This is a genomic window from Streptomyces sp. SID14478 (assembly GCF_010548525.1).
Taxonomy (GTDB): Bacteria; Actinomycetota; Actinomycetes; order Streptomycetales; family Streptomycetaceae; genus Streptomyces.
This window is the reverse complement of record NZ_JAAGMG010000896.1, coordinates 1-794: the sequence shown is the minus strand read 5'-3', so window position 1 is coordinate 794 and position 794 is coordinate 1. Positions and strand designations below refer to the sequence as shown.

The window sequence follows — 794 nt, the reverse complement described above, 5'->3', positions numbered from 1 at the left end:
CGGGTGCCCGCAGCGTCGGACCGGGCGCTGCCCGGCGCCGGGGCGCACGCGCGCCCGCTCGACACCGAAGGCACCGTGCTGATCACCGGCGGCACCGGAACACTGGGTGCGCTCACGGCACGGCACCTGGTCACCGCGCACGGCATCCGCCACCTCGTCCTGGCCGGCCGGCGGGGCGAGGCCCCGCAGCTGCGCGACGAGCTGACCGAGCTGGGCGCGACCGTCACCGTCGCCGCCTGCGACACGTCGGACCGGGCCCAACTGGCCGCCCTGCTGGGGGAGATACCGGCCGCGCATCCGCTGACCGCCGTCGTGCACTCCGCGGGCGTCCTGGACGACGGGGTGCTGACCGAGCTGACTCCGGAACGCGTCGACACCGTGCTGCGGCCCAAGGCGGACGCGGCGCTGCACCTGCACGAACTCACCCGGGACCTGGACCTCGCCGCGTTCGTGCTGTTCTCCTCCGCCGCGGGTGTCCTCGGCAACCCCGGGCAGGCCAACTACGCGGCGGCGAACGCCTTCCTGGACGCGCTGGCCCGCCGGCGGCACCGGGACGGCCTGCCCGCCGTCTCCGTCGCCTGGGGCTACTGGTCGACGGTCAGCGCCATGACCGGGCACCTGGGCGCCGCGGACCTGCGGCGCAACGCACGCATCGGCATGACCGGCCTGGGCGCCGCCGAGGGAATGGCCCTCCTGGACGCCGCCCTCAGGACGCCGGAGGGCACGGACGGCACGCTGGTGGCCGCGAAGTTCGACGTGCGGGCCCTGCGCGCCGCCGCGGCCGACGGACCCGT

General features: G+C 76.6%; 1 protein-coding gene. It reads left to right on the top strand.

Going from position 1 to position 794, the window contains the following annotated elements:
- On the top strand, positions 1–794 hold a 794-nt coding region (locus tag G3I40_RS29190; RefSeq protein WP_164305528.1), incomplete at both ends, for a beta-ketoacyl reductase.